Source organism: Rhodospirillales bacterium RIFCSPLOWO2_02_FULL_58_16, assembly GCA_001830425.1.
Lineage (GTDB): Bacteria > Pseudomonadota > Alphaproteobacteria > Rhodospirillales > 2-02-FULL-58-16 > 2-02-FULL-58-16.
In genome coordinates this window covers 1-20,509 of record MIAA01000048.1, presented here as the reverse complement: position 1 = coordinate 20,509, position 20,509 = coordinate 1, and the positions used below count along the sequence as shown (strand labels likewise).

16 protein-coding genes are annotated in these 20,509 nt (G+C 56.1%); 4 read left to right on the top strand and 12 right to left on the bottom strand.

The window, feature by feature from the left end; genetic code table 11:
- Nucleotides 1-64: 64 nt before the first annotated feature.
- Complete coding sequence (locus A3H92_12665) at nt 65-262, top strand: hypothetical protein (GenBank protein ID OHC73612.1); 198 nt, start codon at nt 65-67, stop codon at nt 260-262.
- A gap of 341 nt (nt 263-603) precedes the next feature.
- Here A3H92_12665 and A3H92_12660 read toward each other — a convergent pair whose 3' ends face one another.
- Nucleotides 604-2,853: a hypothetical protein gene (locus tag A3H92_12660; GenBank protein ID OHC73611.1), complete on the bottom strand. Its 2,250-nt coding sequence runs from the start codon at nt 2,851-2,853 to the stop codon at nt 604-606.
- Nucleotides 2,850-3,320: a hypothetical protein gene (locus A3H92_12655; GenBank protein ID OHC73615.1), complete on the bottom strand. Its 471-nt coding sequence runs from the start codon at nt 3,318-3,320 to the stop codon at nt 2,850-2,852. Before A3H92_12655 ends, A3H92_12660 begins: the two co-directional genes overlap by 4 nt.
- Nucleotides 3,321-3,844: 524 nt before the next feature.
- On the opposite strand from A3H92_12655, the gene A3H92_12650 reads away from it, so the two are divergent.
- The 3 genes from A3H92_12650 (at nt 3,845) to A3H92_12640 (ending at nt 8,397) form a co-directional block, all read left to right on the top strand.
- On the top strand, nt 3,845-6,187 hold the full coding sequence (locus A3H92_12650; protein OHC73610.1) for a peptidase C39: 2,343 nt from the start codon (nt 3,845-3,847) through the stop codon (nt 6,185-6,187).
- An 84-nt stretch (nt 6,188-6,271) separates the two neighbouring features.
- The gene (locus tag A3H92_12645) at nt 6,272-7,597 is read left to right on the top strand and encodes a hypothetical protein (protein OHC73614.1); all 1,326 of its coding nucleotides are present in this window, start codon (nt 6,272-6,274) and stop codon (nt 7,595-7,597) included.
- A complete protein-coding gene (locus A3H92_12640; protein ID OHC73609.1) occupies nt 7,594-8,397 on the top strand; it encodes a hypothetical protein in 804 nt (267 codons plus the stop codon). Before A3H92_12645 ends, A3H92_12640 begins: the two co-directional genes overlap by 4 nt.
- A 134-nt stretch (nt 8,398-8,531) precedes the next feature.
- Here A3H92_12640 and A3H92_12635 read toward each other — a convergent pair whose 3' ends face one another.
- From A3H92_12635 to A3H92_12590, 10 genes are all read right to left on the bottom strand, one after another.
- Nucleotides 8,532-9,890, bottom strand: coding sequence for a hypothetical protein (locus A3H92_12635; GenBank protein ID OHC73608.1), 1,359 nt, complete (start codon nt 9,888-9,890; stop codon nt 8,532-8,534).
- A 481-nt stretch (nt 9,891-10,371) separates the two neighbouring features.
- Complete coding sequence (locus A3H92_12630) at nt 10,372-11,031, bottom strand: hypothetical protein (GenBank protein OHC73607.1); 660 nt, start codon at nt 11,029-11,031, stop codon at nt 10,372-10,374.
- An 8-nt stretch (nt 11,032-11,039) separates the two neighbouring features.
- On the bottom strand, nt 11,040-12,143 hold the full coding sequence (locus tag A3H92_12625; protein OHC73606.1) for a hypothetical protein: 1,104 nt from the start codon (nt 12,141-12,143) through the stop codon (nt 11,040-11,042).
- Nucleotides 12,140-12,904, bottom strand: a complete 765-nt coding sequence (locus A3H92_12620) for a hypothetical protein (GenBank protein OHC73605.1) — start codon at nt 12,902-12,904, stop codon at nt 12,140-12,142. Before A3H92_12620 ends, A3H92_12625 begins: the two co-directional genes overlap by 4 nt.
- Entirely contained in the window at nt 12,901-13,701 is an 801-nt protein-coding gene (locus A3H92_12615) for a nitrate transport permease nrtB (protein OHC73604.1), read from the bottom strand. The genes A3H92_12620 and A3H92_12615 overlap by 4 nt, the downstream gene beginning before the upstream one ends.
- A 23-nt stretch (nt 13,702-13,724) precedes the next feature.
- A complete protein-coding gene (locus A3H92_12610) occupies nt 13,725-14,714 on the bottom strand; it encodes a hypothetical protein (GenBank protein ID OHC73603.1) in 990 nt (329 codons plus the stop codon).
- A 476-nt stretch (nt 14,715-15,190) separates the two neighbouring features.
- Complete coding sequence (locus tag A3H92_12605) at nt 15,191-16,243, bottom strand: hypothetical protein (protein OHC73602.1); 1,053 nt, start codon at nt 16,241-16,243, stop codon at nt 15,191-15,193.
- Nucleotides 16,240-18,048 (bottom strand): hypothetical protein, encoded by a 1,809-nt coding sequence (locus A3H92_12600; protein ID OHC73601.1) that lies wholly within the window; start codon nt 18,046-18,048, stop codon nt 16,240-16,242. Before A3H92_12600 ends, A3H92_12605 begins: the two co-directional genes overlap by 4 nt.
- Nucleotides 18,045-19,067 carry a hypothetical protein gene (locus tag A3H92_12595; protein ID OHC73600.1) on the bottom strand — a complete coding sequence of 341 codons (1,023 nt, stop codon included), beginning with the start codon at nt 19,065-19,067 and terminating at the stop codon, nt 18,045-18,047. The genes A3H92_12600 and A3H92_12595 overlap by 4 nt, the downstream gene beginning before the upstream one ends.
- The gene (locus tag A3H92_12590; GenBank protein OHC73599.1) at nt 19,057-20,124 is read right to left on the bottom strand and encodes a DNA (cytosine-5-)-methyltransferase; all 1,068 of its coding nucleotides are present in this window, start codon (nt 20,122-20,124) and stop codon (nt 19,057-19,059) included. The genes A3H92_12595 and A3H92_12590 overlap by 11 nt, the downstream gene beginning before the upstream one ends.
- Between the last annotated feature and the right edge of the window lie 385 nt (nt 20,125-20,509).

Here is a 20,509-nt window from a genome sequence, read left to right as displayed (position 1 = left end):
CGCCGCCTAATACTGCAAGCGCGTCTACAGCCGTAACCTCCCCTATTGTTACCTTGGTTCCTGCATGATCCCCGACCTTCCCGATGAGGTCCAGAGGATCAACATAGTTCGTCAGATCCCCTGCGGCGCTTGCGATGACCCCTGCTATATGCGCTATCCCCGGCGCGCCGAACGTCGCGCCGGCGGGATGCGAAGTATCGGGGGAGGAGGAAACGAATTGGGCGATGGCGCCCCCCAGGGAGTGTCCGGTTACGCTAATTGACGCATAGGGGTTGGCTGATCTAATATCATTAAAAAACGCCACCCCCACATCAAATTGAGCGGGTTTCTCGCCTATAGCTATTTGAAAATCCGACTTAAGATCGCCAAGATCGCCCAGCTCGGTTCCACGGAAAGAAACGACGATTTCCCCCGTTTGTGAATTCTGAAATGCTTCGGCGTATAGACCGGTATTGAGGGGATCACCCGCCACGTCAATTGATGTCCACCCGGGCGGCGGCGACGGCGAATCCGCTTCCTTGTAGACCGCATCGCTCAGCGTTGCTAATTCACTGATTGTCGCCATGATACCCTCCTATTTGCCCGGTGCCTTCACTATCTCTTTCACGGCTTGATCCGCCAGATCATGATGGTGTCATCGCCGCTAACGGCCAGCGCATCCCCCTTCGGACTGAAGGCAAGGGAAAGAATGTGCATGGGAACGGGAACCGTCTTGAGAACCTGGGCCGAACGACCGTCCAATATATGAAACACACGGTAGGCGGTAAGGTTGCGGGCCTTCATGTCGTTCGCGGTCAGGTTCTGTATGTTATTCACGGCGATGTAACGGTTGTCGGGACTGTAAGCAACGGCACGGACCGAAGACCCGCCGCTGACGGTCTTGTCCACCTTTCCCATCGCGTAAGACCAAGCCATTTTGTAATCGTCGGTGTTCCACACCCTGACCAGATCGTCGTCAGCCAATTTCTCCATTACTCCTGTTTTACGGTTAAGCGTGGAGCGAGTATTGTCTCCCCCCGTGACCAGGAACTTGCCGTCCGGGCTGTAGGCTATCGCGTTAACGGAACCGGATTGCGCCTTGAACTCCTTGACGAGATCTCCCGTGTGGTAATCCCAAACCTTGACTGTCCCGGGACCGGGGGTCCCGAACGCCAGATGCTGACCGTCCGGACTAATCGCCATGGACCTGACGAGTTCATGTTCATGTCCGAATGAACGGATCAGTTCCCAGGACGAGGCGTCGTAAACGCCGATGAGTAGGCCCTTGGAACCGCCCTTGGAATAGGCCAGAATTAGAAACCTCCCTTCGGGGGAAAACATGGCATACTGAATGGCGTTATCCGGCAGGTCTTGGTGCGGCACGACCAGATGTCGAACGATTTCCTTCGACCGCAGGTCCCAGACGGTCGCCGCCAATCCGTTCATGTTTTCGATGGCGGGCGACGTAATAAGATAGCGCCCGTCGGGACTGAATCCGATCCCGCCACCCGGCCCGATCCATCTCTTCTTCGCGGTCATGACGAGTTTACCGGTCTCCGCGTCCCACACCATATCTCCGATTGAGAATATCCCGGTCGAGGCGATGTAGCGCCCGTCCTGACTCCAGACGATCCTCTTGATCCCGTAGTCATGATCCAGTTCCCTGATGAGTTTCAAGGAAACCGTCACTTTGCTCGGTATGTCTTTGTTCATTCTTGGTGCTTCCTTATCCGCCGCCGCTGCCGCCATCGCTTCTACCGACGAGCCGGGAATGGACAGTTCCGGCGCTTGCTCCGCAGGCGCCTTGTCCGGCGGGTTGTCATCCGTGGTTATTTTTAACGTCGCCATTTTGGCCCAATCTCCTTGCTTTCTCTCGCGAATAGCGGGCCATTCCTCCTTGGGATAGAGCATTTTTTCCGGCGGCAGGGGAGTTTTGTCAACTGCCGCCCGATAGGCGCTCATGCCATGGCGGCATATCCAAAGCGGGGAGGCCGGCGAGGGATGATCTTTCTCCCAGGCAACAGCCGCCGCCATCGCCGACGAAATCTCCTCAGCCCCCTTAACCCTATGCTTATAGACATAAGACGACACGTCCTTGGCAAACCCTCCAAGGACAGACAGTCCTTGGCTCGCCGTCGAGTCCGTGCAGCGTGCGGCGTCATAGCTTGCCCACATTCTGGACACGAAGTGCCACTTCAGGCCTTCCACCCGATCACGCAGGAACACGCGCCCGGAAAGGTCTGTCAGAAACAACGCGTTCAGACGCTCCTGGTTTGCCAAGACCCATTCAGCGAGGCGCTCGTTTTTTTCGTCCACGGCGAAAGGAACACTTTGGATTAGCTTGAATGCCTCGTTGAGGTTGCCTTTGGCGACCAGCGGCTCCAAATTATTAATGATAGAATCACTACTAACCTCCGGCGCCGCCGGCGCCGAGGCCCGGCCGGTGGCGCGCATGTCCCCGAGGATGAACCGGGCGACGGCGTTGTCCCGGTCGGCGGCCCGGCGCCGCCATTCGGCCGCTTCGGCATCGTCCGGCGGCACGCCCCGGCCCGTGGCGTACATGAGCTCAAGGTTGAGCCGGGCGTCGGCGTGGCCTTGATCGGCGGCCTTACGATACCACTTGACCGCTTCGGCGTAGTCCTGCGCCACGCCCCGGCCATTGACGTACATGAGCCCGAGGTTGAACCGGGCCTTGGCGTCGCCCTGGTCGGCCAGCGGGCGATACAGGCGGAGCGCGGTTTCGTAGTCGCCGCGTTCATAAGCGGCTACTGCGTCCTCGAACGGCCCGGCGAGGGCGGGCAGGGACACAGCGGCAACGGCAACAACGCCGATCAACGCCGCCAAGCCTCCCCATCGCGCCAAAACCCGCCTCATCTCACGCCCTCCGCCTTGCGTTCCCGCGCTTTTACTTCGGCGACGACGAAACCCGCGCCGCCGGGATTGGGGCGCAGGGTCATGAGGGGCTTGTCGGAGAAAACCTTTTCCTTGAGGTCGGCGAGAAACTCCTCGGCGCCGCCGAAGGGAGCCACCAGATCGATCAGCCACGCCCGCTCACCCGAGTTCCAGTCGGAAGGGGGGATTCGGCGGACGCCGGACGTCAGTCGCCGCTCGGCCTCCTCGCTTAAGAATGCCCACGAGGCGTAGGCAAGGGGGACGTTCTGTTTATTGTAAATGCGGAATTGCTTCATCAGCACCGCCGGCGCCGCCAGCCACTCCAGGTCGGCCAGGAACAGATGCTTGTGAGCGGGCGAACTCATCATCAGCCAGGCGATCTGCCCCAGAATTTCCGCCGGACCGCTGATGGGCTGTGTTTGGGCGCTGATCGGCGCCTTGGCCTTCATCTCTTCAGCCGCGCCCTTGTTCGGCGTGGCAGCGGCTTTTGATTTGGTGGGGGTTGCTTGGATCGTCTTGGGCGTGGTCTTGGCCGCAACCACGGGGGAAGCTGGCCGGGCTTTTGCCGGAGCCTTCGCCGCCGCCTTAGACGCCGCCTTCGCCGCCGCTTTGCCGATGGCAGCCTTGCGGACAGTCCCCGTCATGTCCATCCCCCCCCCTACGTCTTCGTCCTATTTCAGGCCCGTCATACTCCTCGAAATCTCCCCCAAGATCAACCGATCAACCGGCGATAGCCGTGATTGCATATAATTCGATGTAATTCTATTTGACTCTCTTTCATTGCGTCAATAGAATTTATCGTTTATAAACACACTAATTAAGATTCATTCGTTCGTCGGCATACTGTTATGTTACCACTTTAATATGCTATATTCTTTCCATTCAGGTAGTTTTGCCAGCGAGGGGATACTAATTTCAGTTTTTTATAAATTTTAAGATGTTACACGCAACACGATCTATCCTTGGGGGAGAGGTGGCGATTGTGACACAAAAAGTAGAAATACCTGCCGGGCCGCATGGCGACGGCGGCAAGACGGCGCCGGTTCTCGACAGCGGGCTGGCCTGTCTGGTTCTGCTGGCCCGCTTCCTCGAAAAACCGGCGGACGAGGGCAAACTGCGGCACAGCTATTCCCCCGCCGGCGAATTGTTCGACGAGACCATTATTTTACTGGCGGCCAAGGAGATGGGGTTCAAGGCGAAGGCCGCCGACAGTGAGTTAAAGCGGCTGGCGGCGGCGCCGTTGCCGTGCATCATCCGGCGTCGGGACGGCTCGTTCGTGATCCTGGCCAAGATGGCCGGGGACAAGGCGCTGGTTCACGATCCCGCCGTCGGCCGCCCCGAGACCTACGAGCATGAGCGCCTGGAAGCGGAATGGGACGGGCGGATGATCATGCTGGCCAACCGGGCGCAGTTGACGGCCGAGGGGCGGCGTTTCGACGTGTCGTGGTTCATCCCGGCGATCATCAAGTACCGGCATTTGTTCGGCGAGGTATTAATGGCTTCGTTGTTCATTCAGGCATTCGGCCTGATCTCGCCGCTGTTCTTCATGGTGATCATCGACAAGGTGCTGGTGCACCGGGGTTTAAGCAGCCTGGACGTGCTGATCTTCGCCCTCATCGTTCTCTCGGTGTTCGAGGTGCTGATCGGCGGTTTGCGCACCTACATCTTCTCCCACACCACCAGCCGCATCGACGTGCAACTGGGAGCCGGGCTGTTCAAGCACCTGCTGCGCCTGCCCGTCTCCTACTTCGGGGTTCGCCGCGTCGGCCAAACGGCGGCGCGGGTGCGGGAGCTTGAGAACATCCGCAACTTCCTCACCGGCTCGGCGCTGACGTTGGTGGTGGACCTGGCCTTCACGGTGATCTTCTTCGCCGTCATGTATTACTTCTCATCGACGTTGACCTGGATCGTGCTGGGATCGCTGCCGTTTTACATTGTGTTCTCGCTGATCATCACGCCCATGCTCAGACGCCGCGTCGAGGAAAAGTTCCAGCGCGGCGCCGAGAATCAGGCCTTCCTGGTGGAAGCGGTGTCCGGCATCGAAACCCTCAAGGCCGCCGCCGTCGAGCCGCAGATGCAGCGGCGCTGGGAGGAACAGATCGCCGGCTATACCGACATCTCCTTCAAGGCCGCCAACCTGTCCAATATCGGCGGCCAGGGGGTGCAACTGATCCAGAAAGTGACCATGGCCGCGACCCTGTGGTTCGGCGCGGTGATCGTCATCGACGGCGCCTTGACGGTGGGCCAGTTGGTGGCCTTCAATATGCTGGCGGGACGGGTCAGCCAGCCGATCCTCAGATTGGCCCAGTTGTGGCAGGATTTTCAGCAGATGCGCATCTCGGTGGACCGCCTCGGCGATATCCTCAATGAGAAGACGGAGAACGTCGCCCGGGCGGCCTCCAAGGCGGCCTTGCCGGAGATCAGCGGCGCCGTCCGCTTCGACGCAGTCACCTTCCGCTACCGCCCCGACGGACCGGAGATACTCAAGGGCGTCGACCTTGAGGTCCCGGCGGGCCAGGTGGTCGGCATCGTCGGGCCGTCCGGCTCGGGCAAGAGCACCCTCGCCAAGATGATCCAGCGGCTGTATCTCCCGGAAAGCGGCCGGGTGCTGATCGACGGCATCGATCTCGCCATGATCGATCCGGCGTGGCTGCGCCGCCAAATCGGCGTCGTCCTGCAGGAGAACTTCCTGTTTAACCGATCGGTGCGCGACAACATCGCCCTGGCCGAGCCGGCGATGTCCATGGAGCGGGTCGTTAATGGGGCCAAACTGGCCGGCGCCCATGATTTCATCCTGGAGCTGCCCGAGGGCTATGATGCCATCATCGAGGAGCGGGGCGGCAGTCTGTCCGGCGGTCAGCGCCAGCGCATCGCCATCGCCCGCGCCCTGGTCACCAATCCGCGCATTCTCATCTTCGACGAGGCGACCTCGGCGCTCGACTACGAGTCCGAACAGGTGGTGCAGGAGAACATGCGCGGCATCTGCAAGGACCGCACCGTGTTCGTCATCGCCCACCGCCTGTCGACGGTGCGCGACTGCGACCGCATCGTCACCATTGAGGCCGGCAAGGTTGTCGAGGACGGCGCTCACGAGCAGTTGCTGCGCCTGGACGGCCGCTACGCCCGCCTGTGGAAGTGTCAGTCCGCCGGCGCGCGTGGCGCGCCGATGACGGCGGCGGCGCCCCCGGAGTCTCCTGCCCCACTCGCTCTCCACGCCGTTGTCACCAAGGATGAAAACGGCCGCATCGTCGTGCGTCGCCCGATCCCCCTGAAGGCGGTCGCCGCCGCGCCCCGGCAAGAACAGGCCGCCGGGTAGATCATGTTCGCCGCCATCGCCCACCACTTCGCCGTCGCCCGTCAGGCCTTCCGCGACGAGAAGAAGGCGTCAGGCCAAGGCGCCGTGACGCCGAAGGCCCAACGCCACGAGATGGCCTTCATGCCGGCGGCCCTGGAGATCATGGAGACCCCGGCCTCGCCGCTGGGCCGCGCCTTGGCCGCCGCCATTGCCGTGTTCTTCGTCATCGCCGTCATCTGGGCCGTCTACGGCAAGATGGACATCATCGCCACCGCCCAGGGGAAGATCATCCCCAGCCAGCGGGTCAAGCTGATCCAGCCCCGCGACGCCGGCGTCATCCGCGCCATCCACGTCAAGGAAGGACAGGCGGTCCGCCGGGGCGACATCCTGATCGAGATGGACCACACCGACAGCGAGGCCGACCGTGATCGCCTGGCCGCCGAACTGGTGGCGGCGCAAATCGAGGTCGTCCGCCTGGACGCCCTGTTGAAGGAAACCCCTCTCAAGGCTTTCTTTCCCCCCGACGGCGCGCCTGCGGCTCTGATTGAGCGGCACCGCAGCTATCTGTTGAGCCAGACCCAGGAGCACCAGGCGCGCCGGGAATCCCTTGACGGAGAGGTGGACAAGCGCCGCACCGAGGCTAAAACCATCGCCTCCGAGATTGCCCGCATCAACTCCCTTCTGCCCAAGGTGCGCGAGCGGGTTGAGTCCCGCCGACCCTTGATGACCAAGGGCATCCTCTCCCGCCTCTCCTTCTCCGAGTTGGAGGAGGAACTGATCGACCTTGAGGGCAAGCTGGAAATCGAGCAGAGCCGTCATGAACAGGCCGACGCCGCCATGCGGGCCGCCGTCAGCCAGCGCCGGCATATGGATTCGGAATTCCGCCGCGACATTCACGCCAAGCTCAGCGAAGCCGAACAGCGCGCCGCCTCCCTCGGCCAGGAACACATCAAGGCCCGGGAAAACAGCCGCCGACAAACCCTATCCGCCCCCGTCGACGGCGCCGTCCAACAATTGGCCGTGCATACCGTCGGCGGCGTCGTCACGCCGGCCCAGGAACTGATGATCATCGTCCCCAAGGACGCCCACCTGGAAATCGAAGCGATGGTGCTCAACAAGGACATCGGTTTCGTCCATGCGAAGCAGGCGGCGGCGCTGAAGGTGGAAAGCTTCCCCTTCACCAAGTACGGCACTATCGACGGTCAAGTTCTCACCGTCTCCGCCGACGCCGTTCAGGACGAAAAACTCGGTCTCGTCTATCCGGCCCGCATCGAAATGGCCAAAACCACCATGCCGGCCGGTGACAAACACGTAAATCTGACGCCGGGCATGGCGGTGACGGTGGAGATCAAAACTGGCAAACGCCGCCTGATCGAGTACCTGCTGGCCCCCTTGCAGGAATACCAGGATGAAAGCCTGCGCGAACGATGAGGCTCCTCACTTGGTTCGGCGCCGCCATATTGGCCATGGTCATGGCGGAATCCGTGGCGGCCGGCGACGAGCGCATCCGGTTGCCCGGGATTAAGGGCGCCGATGATCGCGCGCCGGTCGAGACCGATGGCTATCCCTGGCGCGCCATCGGCCGCGTCAACAACCAACTCGGAGGATTCTGCACCGGAACCCTGGTCGGCCCCCGCCAGGTGCTCACCGCCAAGCATTGCCTGTGGAACCGCCGCACCCGGCGCTGGCTGCCGCCCTCCGCGCTCCACTTCATCGCCGGATATCGGCGCGGCGACGCCATGGCTCACGCCCGCGTCGCCCGGTTCGCGTCGTCCGGGGCCTACGATCCCGGAACGGGCCGGACGGAAGAGGCGGAGGACTGGGCGATCCTGATCCTGGAAGCCGACCTCGGCGCCGCTCTCGGCTTTCTCCCCACCCGCCCACTGGACCGAGCCGGCCTGACCGGCCTCGCCTCCGAAGGCGGCACGGTGACCGCCGCCGGCTACGCCCAGGACAAGGCCCACATCCTCACCCGCCACCAGGGCTGCCGCCTGCTCGGCTTCACTCCCAAGCAGGACCTTCTCCTCCACGACTGCGACGCCACCCACGGCGATTCCGGCGCCCCCCTCCTCTTTTACCAGAACGACCGCCACCATCTCATCGCCATCCACGTCGCCACCACCACAAACAAGAAGGACGGCGCCACCCTCGGCCTCGCCGTCCCCGCCACCGCCTTCCACAACCACATCTCGGCTACTCCACCGGACGCCCACGCCACGCCCGCTCCGTGAGCACCCGGAATCTGGCCGCTTTTACCAAAACCACCTGAATTGCTGCGAATATGTTGCATTCACGAAGCACGGAATCCATGGGAACCAAACGGAAGAAATGAAACGTCTGGCACTGCTCCTCCCGGACGATGACTCTACGCCAATTTTGCGAGCCAAACATCCTCCGCCGGGAACGAGCAGTATGCTTCAAAAAAATCATTTCTGACTTCATCAATGTCAAAGTGGTACCCATAAGCATACTTTTGTCGAAGTTGTGGAATGCTCATAAGGCGGTTCCAGTCTGGCGAGCCGGGGAGCGGGGTCATGATATTGAAGGCTGTGTCCTCGGTCTGGCATATTGATGCGACCTTTTGTGATAACTTGAAGGTTTCCAGAAGCGTTTCTTCTGTTTCCCCGGCAAGCCCCAAGACGTACGAGTCTTCTAGTTTGATCTTCGCTTTCGCTAAATATTCTAACCTGCGAAATAGAAATTCGTTCGAGAAGCGCTTGCCGCTTTTTTTCCGCACCTCTTCGCTGCCGGACTCTATTCCGATCAGCACTTTTTCCATATGTATTGCGCTGAGCAATTCAACGCATTCTTCATCCAAATCCCTGACGTCGGCGAAGCACCAGAATTTGATGGGCAGGTGTCCCTTGTAATCAAAGATATTCTTGATTTCCCGAAGTAGTTCTTTGTCTGCCGTAAACGCATCGTCAACTATGTAGACATAATTGACGCCCTCGTTGTGCAGCACCTGTAGTTCTTCGTAAACCTGCTTAGGCGTTCGCTGGCGAATCTGTTTATCGATTCGAGCGCAGAACGTGCAGCCATTTCCACAGCCTTTTTGGATATACATACTGGTCGGCACACGATCCGGATCTATATCCGTGCGGTACCAGTAATTTTTGTACCTATCAAGGTCAAAGCCATTGATTCTGCGGTCTATCATCGGATAGGAGCTAATATCGGGAGTACGGACATTATAATCACTGGCCAGGAATTTGGGGTCTTGGGAATTTCGTTGATTCTTAGATTCCCACTCGTTTCGCCAAACCAGATTTGGTATTCGGCTGAGATCAGTGGTTCCCTGAGCCAGCCTGTTTGCGAGTTGTAGCATTGGCTCTTCGCCGTCGTACAAGACGACCGCGTCAATATCATCATTTGAGGAAAGCAATCTGTCCGGTATAGCCGTCGCCGCTTGTCCGCCGATAACGGTTAGGGATCCTCCTTCCTTGGCTGCCTTGACCACCTCATCAAGAAGTCCCGTGTTGAATACGTTGAAATTAACTCCGACAACGTCCCATTCACCCGCAGTCAAGCGGGTAAGAGTCGAATCAATGTGGTCATGATCCATGTCCAAAATTTCGACATCATTGTGGCCCCCCTGCTGCAAAAAGCGCGCAATGGACAGCAACCCAAGAGGGAGATACCATTTCTCGTTACGCAAGCCACTTCCTTCGGGGGTCACTTGGGCCTGGAGGAGGGCTATTCGCGGGCGACCCATCGCAGCCATCCGTCGATTTTATCCTATCTCAGCGTTTCTTGAGTACGATCCGCTTGTGGTGTTCTTGCCACAAGTTCATCGCGAACGCGCCGCAAACAGCCCGCCATCGTCTCGTCTTTCCTTCTGACAACGACTTCTTCGATTTTCTGTTGGAAGTGATTCTTCAAGAACGAAGACGTATCATTAACCATGGTATTATCTCCTTAGGTCTAGTATCTGCAAATGCTGGCAACCCCGCCACGCAGAGAAGGGGTAGGACTTGTCTTCCTCATAGTTGCCGCCTTACGACAGAGGCCGTTCGGTGGTTCCTACAGTCGGTCGCGTGTACTAATATCCGGCGTATGCGCACCGGAATATCCTTTCGCGGTCAGCCCCGCCAACCGTATTCACCCCAAAGGGGTGGTTCGGCACCGCAATGGCGCCGAGAAACATGTTAGGCACGCGGCAATCATCTTCAAGGTTAGAGGGCTGCATCAGCGGTAAATTCCGATTACTTGACACGGCTGAATGCGAGAACAGCTATAATACTCGTCATCAGCATGTGCAATCCGACTGCGCCTGCACCCATAGCGGGGACTATATTTTCGTCCTTATGTAAATTTATACCAAAAAAGTCCACAATCGCGAGGAAAATAAAGATTATCAAAAACGCAAACGCAGCAGGACGGTCGCAATATTCACATACTTCACGTAGTTTTTTGCAAACAGAGACGTGGCTATCCTTTAGGGCGCGTGCCATCATGAACTCATAAACGGCCAAGCTGGTAAAGATAGAAAAATATAGAAAAAAGTGCCACATCTCTTTTTTTACATAGATTAAACTTGCCCACACGATACAAATTATAATAAAAAACACTAAACATGACGACACCAAAAATAATCTATTATTTTTAATTTTGTCGCCATGATCTATCATTTCCATAAGCATAATTACCATACCTGCCCCAACGGAAACGATGGTCGCTCCGAGTGCAAACCCTCTGATTCTATGCCATAGCTCGGTTCCATTCGCGAAAGCACCCACTATCCCGATTATAAGGATTAATGTTATTGACACTCCAAGCCAACGCCAATTAAAGCTCTCTTTAATTGATTTAATGTGCTCTTTAATTGCCATTACAGACCGACACCAAGTAAAAGAACTGGCCATAATTTACCTCAATCGTTGTCACTGTTCCGCCAACACATAGGATCAGAGGAATGGATCCCGCCTGAAAGATAAGAGTAGGTCCGAGTGCCGAAGCAAAACCTTCGGTTCTCGCAATCGCCGCAAAAGCCCGTCAAATGAGAATCAAATGTAGTCCGATCAACAGAGTCGGCATAAGACAGCCTGTCGAACTCCCGCACGAGCGTATCGCCAATCTTCTCCTCGTAAATATTCCCGCAGATGTCCGGTATGCCGACATAAGGGAATACGTTGCCGAAGACATCGATGTAACAATTGGTTAAGTCGTAATGTTTGCAGAACTCTGAAGGACCCAACCGGAGCAGTTCCGGCCGCCCCTCTATCTCCGCTCGTGTTTGGTATGCTTGTCTCAACTCCAGTCGGGATATGCTGTTTTCTCCGTATCCTTTTCTTGCCCGCCCGAGATCGACGAGGGGAACCAAGGTGGACGAGTGAAACCGCTTCTGCCAAATTGCCCATTCCAATGTCTGTCGCAAGGTCGCCAGTGAGTCCCGCGTCAAAACCATCGTGAATCGGACGCGGTCGGCCGGAAAACCCATTTCCAGGAGCAAATCTATTCCTGCCAAAATCTGCTGGAACTCCTTGTAAGCAAGATCGCCTTTCGTGTTGTGAAGAGTCCGAAACACCTCAGGGTCGATCGTATCCAAATGCAGACTGATCCATTCAGTCGTTTCCAACAGGGTGTTAATATTACCTGGAGTAAATCGGGAGCCATTAGTGAAAACCACATTCCGTAAACCGAGATTCTTTGCGTGGCGCAGCAGGTCTTCGATCTGAGGAAATTGTAAAGCTTCTCCTCCGAGCCAATATATCTCTCTGATTCCATATTCCGCAGCTTCATTAAGGAGGTCTTTGCAACGGTCGGGGTCAGCATGCTGGTCGTTGTTGTGACTGGATGCGTTATAGCAATAAGTGCACTCCAGGTCGCATCTCCGTGAAAGTTCGATCTCCATCGTGTAAAGTTTTTGCTTGCGGAAGGCATTAACTCTTTCGCTCAAATAGAATGTCTGTTCCAGGTAATGCTCCAGCCTGGAAAGCTCCGCTTCCGTCTGCAGCGAATTTGCGAAACTGATCATTTCGATGCATCCTGCCGCAACAGCTTTGTAATTTGTGCTTCGAGAGCCAGAAACTCCTCAGAATTCTTAATGGATTCCGACCGCTCGTTCTGGAAAGGTATCCGTATCTCTTGGCGGATTTCCGCCGGACGGGGAGACAATATTAGCACTCGGTCCCCGAGGAAGACTCCCTCCTCAACATTGTGAGTGACGAACAGAATCGTCATGTTGGTCGTCCGCCGTACCTTAAGGACAAGATCCTGCATTTCCCAACTCGTTTTCACATCCAGCGACGCGAAAGGCTCATCCATCAGCAATACGGATGGTCTGACGGCCAAGGCGCGGGCGATCGCTACCCGCTGCTTCATACCCTCAGATAACTCCCTCGGATACGACCGCTGAAAGCCGCCCAAGCCAACCAGCGCAACATGCCTCTCAACGGCATCGTCGATCCGTGCGGCACTGTCGCCCCTGAGTCTGAGCCCAAAAGCAATGTTTTCGTAAACGGTCAGCCAGGGGAAAAGCGAGAAGTCCTGAAACACCATACCAATATTTCTTGTCGGTGCGTCGATACGAGCGCCATCCAACGATGCAACTCCGTGCTCGGGACGCAGAAGTCCGGCGGCGATACGGAGTACCGTAGACTTGCCGCTACCCGAAGGGCCAAGCATGACAACAAGCTCGCCTTCCTCTATAGAAAGGTTAATTCCAGAAAGAACGGGCAGCTTGGCGCCGTCGCTCTTGGTGAAGGAATGCCTGATGTCCATCAAGATGAATTTCATTTCACACCTGAGGATTGCTCATCCCATGGGAACAGGGCAACTCGCAGGTATTTAAATACCGCATCGGTAAGAACACCGAGTATGCCGATCACAATGATGCCGGCAATGATCCTAGGCGTCTGAAGAAACCGTTGAGCCTGAATGATAACCGCTCCGATGCCTCGTTCGGCGGCGACGAGTTCCGCGACAACGATCATGGTCCAGCCCACGCCCATCATAATTCTTAATGCATCCCAAATCCCCGGAAGAGATGATGGGACAATAACTCTGTTGAGAACCTGCCTTGGTGAAGCGCCCAGCGTCAGCGCTGCGTCAATGCATTCGTTCCGAACATGAGAGGCCGCATCGGCGACCAGCAGCACCAGATAAAAGAAAATAGAGATAAAAATTACGGCCACCTTTTCAGCAAATCCAATGCCGAGCCATAAGATCAGGAGTGGTATGAAGGCAGCCGCAGGCATGTACCTGATGAATCCAATGATAGGCATAAAAATAGACTTCCACCTCCTGGAAGCGCCCATCATGATTCCCAGCGGCACCGCCAGTGCGGCAGACAAGACAAAGCCGAACAACACTCGCGAAAGCGACGCCAACACATCAGTAAGGAAGTCTTTCTCTACAAAAAGTATGATCATCTCTTTAACAACAGCATGCGGAGCAGGTAAAAATAGGGGCTTTATAAAACCGCTATATGTGAGTGACGACCAAACGATCAGGAGAAACACGAACAGAGCGGCGCCACGAACGAACGCAGTTGCGCGATTAGATGAATTTATCAGCAGTCCGGAAACGTCCATGCCCCGCCCAACATAATTTATCGTTATTTCAGCGCCCGAAGGAAGGAGCCATCAAAATATTGCGCCCCGGAGACAGGCGACTTTATCAACCCCGCATCTGAGTATACTTGCCCGGCGGAGTTGAAAGTTTTAACAATTGGGGACTCGGCGTCGTTGTCGCCGAACGCTGCTATATTTTCTTCCAGCGATGAAAATCGTAGGCCCGATAACATGCCTTCAACCTCCGCCACCTCAATACCGAAATTGCGCTCCATGATTGCCGCAGCCTCAGGCCCGTTTTGGGCGGTGAAGTCCACAGCTCTAAACCACCCCTTTAACACTCTTTTAATGTCGGCGGGTCTGGAGGAAACAACGCTTTTCCTAACGATTAGAATATCTGTGATAAGGCCGGGATAGTCGGCGGTTGTGGCAATGATGTGACCATTGTCCGTTTGCCCGGCTTCAGACAAAAACGGCTCCCATGTCACCGCCGCATCTACCTTCTTAGCAATGAAGGCGGCAGCGGCGTCTGCAGCCTCCATATACCTCTCCTTAATATCATCTGCGGACAATCCGCTTTGCTTCATCAGGTGCAGAAGAAAGAAGTGTCCTGCCAGACCTCTGGGAAAAGCAACACTCTTGCCTTTTAGGTCCGCGATCGTCTTAATCGACGAATCCGCTACGATGCCATCTCCTCCAAAGGATTGGTCTATTTTCAACACGCAAACAGCTGGCAGTCCTTCTGCTGCGGCGCTTGCCCACGAATCGACGGTATGTACAATCGCATCGAGCTTTCCTGATGCTAATGCTCCTCGTAGCGCGCCGAGGTCTTCAATTCGCTGTATCTCAACTTTGACCCCTTCTTCATCAAAGAACCCTTTATCTCTAGCTACATATAATGGCCCGAAACCAACCCAAGTTACTACGCCGATACGAAACGGCTCATCGTGTTCTTGGGGGGGCGATTTCACAAGAAAGATTGCCGCGATCACCGCTACGAGCATAACAACGGCTAATAGGTAGTGCTTTTTCACGTCATCCTCCTCATGGATATACGGATAAGCAGTTGCTTTGGACTACGGCTGGCCAAGGTACCGCGATCAGCGCGAAAGTGCGCTTGTGGAGAAGGGTTGGGAATTTCCGTTGAACCTCCGCAGGCTGAATTGCCGTATTGGTTATATTGAGAGCGCCCAACGCCGAAATTGAATTCATCCAGTTCATCGTAGCTCCCCCCACTTTTCACAGGACGCATCTAAATTTATACATCCCCCAAATTGTGCACGCAACACCGGATATCGATATCGCCGGATATCGAAGAAGCAAGCGCGGCACTGGTCTCCACCAGCGGGTTGGACGTCTCAAGGTCATCGGGCGGGCATAACATCGCCATATCTCCACCAGAGTCCCCGAGCAGAGTCCCAGAGATGTCGGATCGCTTTTTAGGTAGGGATTGGAAAACTCTCCAGCCGGAAAGATTGGCTTCATGCGATAATGGCATCGGAATCGGACATCACGCTGGCTGAGCTTCAGAAGCGGCTGGCAGATGAAGGGGATCCAACTGAGGTGGGGCACAAGAAGCATGATCATAAACTGGAAACGAGGGTGTCGAGAATACAATGCAGTAATCTTCCGGCATCGAATAGTTTTCGTAGTTGTAAATTTCGGCGCTACCGTAGGTAAGCTGGACATCCTCGCGCTCGAACGCCGCCATAGCCGCGCCGATCGTCGATATCTTGGTGTTCATCGGCGCAATGACGGTGTTGTGGTCTGCAAATTTATTGATATGGGTGAGCAACACGTCATGGACAGCGAAAGGGTCACCGGGAGTGAACTCAAAATCGGAATATCGTGGGAAAGCCTCGGCGATCTCCTGATAGAACACTTTCCTCACGTCTTCCAAGGTGGTACTCAACGGACCGATGCATCCGATCCCGAGGGAAAGAGCGTCTGGTTCGTACGCTTCAATGAGCTTCTTGGCCCTCTCGCTCTCGAACCCCACCAGCACGATCAGATGAACCTTCTTTGAAGGCAACCAAGTCCCGGGATAGCCGAGGACCGACCGGACGGCACCAAGGCCGCGGCTCAACCATTTCGCCTTAGTTGGCGTTCCAGGGTCGTAATCCTTCGCAGGAGTGTATATATAGGTCACCTCGGATAGGGGCGGCAGTGATATCTGGAGCACCTTCAGGAGGATCAGTAGCGCCTCGTGGGTGAACGTGGTGATATCAACCACGCACCTGAGCGGCTTTCCATCTTCCGCCATCTCGCGGATATTGCTCATCATGGTGTCGGCGATGACTACAGGGTTAACTTTTGAAAGGGTGACTCTGACTGCCCTCTCGCCGAAGTGCTCGACTAGTTGCAACGCATGGGCTTTTCCAGCACCCTGCACATCCTCGTTGGCACAAACAAGAATCATTCCGGCAGCGTCGGTCGGCAGTGCCAAAGGCGCGACAATGGAACGCTTCTCGTAGCTCGCTGAACAAATGAGCAGATCGACGGTCTCGGGAAGCGCCTGCCTGAGTTTGCCGAGCAGTGTTCTGGCTGTTCCGAGCGGTGTCATTCGAAAAAATCTCCCTGATCCCCGGATTCCATGACCGCGTCGAACCCCTTGATTTTGACCATCTTCAGAAGCCCCTTAGGGCGATACATCGCTTCCAGCACTGCAGAGTTCCGCACAAACTTATAGCCAGCAAAGCTGGTGGGGTCGAGCTTAAATGCAGGGGCCAGCCTCCTGCTCATGATGTAGAGCGGCGCCCGTCCGGTCCCCTCCTTGTTTCCGATAGAGGACTGATGGAAATAGCCGTACTTGACGCCTAGGTTCAGCACCTCCTGAACCTCATCGCTGGGTCCGTCGCTGAAGGCCACGCTGAATACCCTCCTCTCTGCGGCTTCCGAAATAAGTATCTGATAAAACATACCTCCGAGGGCATGGATCAGGTTTTGCAATTTTCTGACGTTGTCCCGTTCCTCTTCGGTCTTGCCCTCGTCCCGTTTGATGTCGGCGAAGTCCGAAAAAAGCAGCTTGTTAGCGAGTTCGCGGACTGCATCATTCTGAATGGCTGGGAGAATATGGCGGATGTCGCCACTTTCGTGTCGGGATCTGGCCTCGCCGAACATCTTAGACGCGGCATCAAGAAAATGCCGGATCACCCCCGAAGAAATGTGCACGAGTTGGTTGAAGCCAGCGTAATTGTAAGTGGCACCAGATTTCCGAGTGCCGACTAGGCCCTTGATGAAATTTGGGCGGGCATAGCGGAGTGCGTCATCCGAGGGCTTGGCCCCCCGGCCCGACACATTGAAATTCGCCTTGATCTGTTTCGCCATTTTCGCAATCTCGTCTTCCTGTTCACTATCTTCCGGGAAGAACCCTTCGGGCGTGGCAGTTATCCCGTAGGCGCTGAGGCGACGTTCGACGATCTTGTGGACACGACCCCGGTAGGTGTCCTTCTTCGTCGTGTAGATATCGCAGATATGCACCTCGCTGAAATCATGCGGCGATTCGATCCGCTTGCCGTTGGGCGTCTTGTACGTCTTGTAGTCCAACGTCTGCGTGGAAATCTTGAGGCAGAGGTAGCCCGTCGTGCGGCTGGCCACCCATGAGTTCAGAACCATGGTCTGCGAGTCACTCAGATTGTCAGCGTCGTCGATCAACAGATAGATGGGCCCTTTTGGCATGAACGAGAGGGACGCCACCCGTTTCACGACTGGGACCAAGATATCCATGTAGCCGAACAAAGCGCCGCTGTACGGCAGAGGCTCGCGGACGAAGGCCATGCGCCGAAGATAGGAATTCCCATCGGCGTAGATGGAATCGAACGCGGAGGCTATCTGCTCGATGATCTTTCTAGCGAGTGTCTGCCCGTCGACGGCGGGTAACTCCTTGTCCCATCCGGAACGAGTGAGTGTAGACGCCAGAAAGCTCCCGTAGAAGCTCCGGAGTTCGTCGGCCTCCTGATCCGTCAGTCCTTCGAGCGGAGCCCTCGCGAGCACGGAATTGAACAGCTTTGAGGCCACGTTAGCGACCATCAGGTGCTCGTTCAGCACCAATGGAGCTTGGCGCGCCTCCTCCAGTCGGAAGAATTCAGACAGATTGAGTTCGGTTTCCTTGATAGGCACATATGCGGCATAATAGGACAGTTCGCGGAACGCCTTCTGCTCGTTCTTCATCTGGCAGTCTGGTTCCATGAATCGGAAGATCATACTCTTGCCGGCGCCGCGGGGGCCGTAGATGAGCGTATGGCTCTGGTTTAGTATCTGCCAATAGTCGGTGAGCTCGCTGACGAACAGCGAGATTACGTCATCAGCGGGAAGATGCTCGGGCGTCTGGACTGCGAAGGGGTTTCTCAAAAGGGATTCCATTTTCATGCCTTTCCATCCGCAAAGTCCTTCGCCAGATGCTGTCCTTTCTGGAGGTTCCTGCACATCGAATGTATATCATCCTTCGGAGTACTCGGATATCCCTGCTCCTCCAAGCGGTATTCGATCTTCTTGCGAGGAAGGAAGAATGAGTCCGGTTCGTCGAAAATCTCAATTTTGACACTAATATGAGTGATATCCACGAAGGAGCGTATGAAGCGCGAGCAATACGTCCGCTCCAAGTGCATCTTCAGCGTCCGCGCGTAGATTTCATCGACGATGTAAACATTCTCAACCTTGTTGCCCGCCTTCTTTCCCCATTGCCGCGTGACGTCTGCGGAGGACAGGCAGAAGCGCAGATCAACGCACCCGTCATCGGGGCGCACCATCACGGAGTCCAGGCAGGTCGCGTACTTGTGGAACACCGCAGACTCCTCAGGGATCAGATTCTTTTCGAGTAGATACCGCTTGGCCCTGTGTTTGTCGTCGGCCAGTTCATCGGCGAACCGCAAGACGGCCGCAAGTGACTGCACCCGAACGTCCTTTCCGTTCACGGGATCATTTTCCAGTAGCCCAATTGTGTCCTGGTCACCGTCGATTTTTCCGCAGTGGGCACAGGCAATCGTCGCTATGCAACGTATCTCGGTCGAATCGGCGCCCAGAAGCGGCTTCACCTCTTTCATCACCTCGATATGCCGCTGCTCATGGTGTTCGCGCCCGAAAACGTTACCGACGTCGTGGAAATGTATCGCGCACAGAAGCAGGTATATCTCGTAGGGCGTAAAGGTCGCCATGGGGTTGCTGCCGGACAGCATGTCGCTCGCCCTACTGATGACCGTCATAATGTGGCTTGGTCCGTGATCATTCAGGAGGCCGCCATCTTTCGCAATGGCCCCAAGCGTGACGTTATTGTGGACATTGGTGTTCAGATATTCTTTGAGGGCAGCATATCTCGCGTAGTAATCGCCTCCGTTCGGGAACAGGCTCCGGTCGGCGTTTTGCAGCGTGGACACTATGTCAAGCAGCATAGCAACCCTCACCGGCAGCTAACCGGATGGCATTGAAGACTGCTTTCGCCAGCAAAGGAGGGACTGCGTTCCCTACTTGCTGCTGCTGAAGACCAATCGACCCCTTGAACACATAGCTATCCGGAAAAGATTGCAAGCGTGCGGCCTCGCGGACCGACAGCCCACGGCGCGCCGACGGATGGATAAGCATGTTCTTACGGAAATTCCCTATGACCACGGACGGTTCGTCCCACCTAAGACGGCGGTAAATGCCCGTGTGGCAACGTGTTCGGTCGGTGTAGTTATCCATAAGTTCAACGGGGATATCTTCCCAGTTGCCGCCCTGCGGAATGTGGTGATATCTGTCCAGGATATGCGTCGCGTTGTTCGTAACAAGATTATTGTGGCATGTGCGGCGATTCCTTCGCATCATTGCTGCGTAGGGTGATTGCGGTAGGCGTGCGTAGGGCATCTGCGAGATGGAGGCGCCGTTCTCCAATTCCGGCAGGTCGCCGATCGCGTCCCACACGGTCGGAGGATCGAACGGCTGCGGCTGGGGCAGGAAAACGCGCCCCGACAAGCTGGCGATGATGAAAAGTCGGGACCGCCGTTGCGGTACACCGAAATCGGCAGAATTGAGGACGTTATGCGTCGTCGAATAGCCTACGCTGTGGAATTCCTTCAGGATCGCAGTAAGAAAGGCCCCCTGCTCGGTCTCGGCGATGCCCTTCACATTTTCGAACACCACGAAGTCGGGCCGGATTCCTTTTACAAACCGCATAAACTCCTTGTAGAGCCAATTGGCGGGATTGTCCGATGAGCGTGTCCTCTGGTTCGAGGTCGAGAAGCCCTGACACGGTGGCCCACCGAACAGCACGACAAGTCCCGAGTCCTTCAACCTGGGGAATTTGCGGACGCCACAAATATCTTCAACCATTACCGGGATGCCGGGATGGTTTGCTAAATAGGTCGATGCCGCGTGGCTGTCAGCCTCTACCGCATAGGCAATCTTCAAGCCAGCAGCCTGAGCCCCCACCGACATCCCCCCCGCACCTGAGAAAAGATCAATTCCGATCATGCCCCGATTGTTAACGGTTAATTGCCATTCAAGCAACCCTTGGCGGTTCTTGGCGGTTCTTGCTCTTAGCTGATGCTTGCTTTTAAAAATATGAGGTTTGATCCCGGCATCTGTCGCTTACCCGATCAGACCTGCAACTCGTCTGCAACCGTTTCGCTGCCGGAACAGAGAAGGTTGGTTCCCTGTTCCTTTCCCTCCGCCAATTAGTCCCCTGTTAAAAACTCCGAACGCCCTTGATTTGCCGGGCGGTTTTAGCGATTTGACGTAGTCGGATTTGCAAGAAATCGTATTTTTTCGGCTGTTAAAAACTCCGAACGCCCTTGATTTGCCGGGCGGTTTTAGCGATTTGACGTAGTCGGATTTGCAAGAAATCGTATTTTTTCGG